The organism is Bradyrhizobium sp. KZN70725 (assembly GCF_055264925.1).
Window position 1 is genome coordinate 1 of the sequence record NZ_JBUYWT010000172.1, and the last position, 1,189, is coordinate 1,189.

The following is a 1,189-nucleotide window of genomic DNA, read 5'->3' on the forward strand; positions in this document are numbered from 1 at the left end:
GCTGCTTGAGCGAGTACTCCAGATGGAGTTGACGGGAATGGACGACGACGATCTGCAAGCCCGCGCTGAGCAAGCCCTTGTCGTGGCGACCCTGAGCACCGCAACCCTCATTGCGTGTGTCGGGTTGTTAGTGTCTACGTTGCAGTGATTGGCAAGTCCTTTTGAGACTGCCAGCGCCGGGCCATCATCGCGGCGTCGGAGATCACTAGGCGGCGGTTGAGGAAGTGTGCGAGAATATTTCCGTGTACGAAACCGGCGAAAGAGCGCACGTTGCCTCCAAGATCCTCGAAGCCGCCGCAAGCGGATAGCTCTCGATAGATGATTTGAAGGCAGCGGGTCACAACGCTCTGCATGCGCCTGCGATGTGGCGCTGAATTTCATCGGCAATTGCGGCTTCCAGCTTTGCCAAATGTCACCGCATGGCCGATCCGGCCATGCCAGTGCGGCACGCTGTTCACAGATCCAGCGGCACCGCAGACCGTGCGCCGCCGGCAGGCCGAATGGTTCGTGCCGGAAGGTCTAAAGCGTTGAAATACCCTTCGAGCTCTGCAACTGCTCGGCGCTCCCATTCGTCCGCCTGCGTCAGCAATGAGCATCGTTGATTCGGCCGGAATGCCGCGGCCTGGCGGCACAACGATGCTATTGCGCGGTAGCGGCGCACGTCTTCCATAACGGCCAACCCGGTCATGTCTGGATCTCCCGATTCCCTCCCGGGCGCGAATTAGCAGCAGAACGATTTTCGATCCGTTAGCGGCCAGAGTGGAAAGCGAGAATGGTTGGCAAGACCTTGCGAGTGGATCGCCGGCTTTGGTTAAGAAGCTCGAAACCAATTCCAAATCCGCATCCAGACGTTGAGAACGCGATCAATGTTGGGTTCTTGGAATGGCGGGCCGTGCCCGCCGGCACCTTCATCGATGCATCAATGCAAATACGGCGAACCGGCATCGAGCCGCCCGCGCCACCACAGCCTGTATGGCAGGCTACCTTTCGGACGACACGTGGGGCTATTTGCAGCGCGCCTAGCTATCTGCGGTTTGATAGCCGGCAAATGGCCCGAAAGACCGCCTGCCCGCTCTCTGCAGGGGTGTCCGGGGAAATTCAGGCATAGTGGAGCTCCATCTGGTCAGGTGAGATGGTTGATTTCCGACGGCTGGGGTTGATGGGCGGAGGTTTGTCGATGGCAGCGAGG

At 59.5% G+C, this 1,189-nt stretch carries 1 protein-coding gene; it reads right to left on the reverse strand.

The genetic code is table 11. The annotated features are described in order from the left end of the window. Positions 1 to 454 precede the first annotated feature (454 nt). A complete protein-coding gene (locus ACZBJS_RS42520) occupies positions 455 to 688 on the reverse strand; it encodes a hypothetical protein (protein WP_316398196.1) in 234 nt (77 codons plus the stop codon). Positions 689 to 1,189: the final 501 nt, after the last annotated feature.

Excerpts from the sequence above, each read along its gene's own strand:
- ACZBJS_RS42520 (WP_316398196.1), bottom strand. The coding sequence starts at position 688 with ATGACCGGGTTGGCCGTTATGGAAGACGTGCGCCGCTACCGCGCAATA.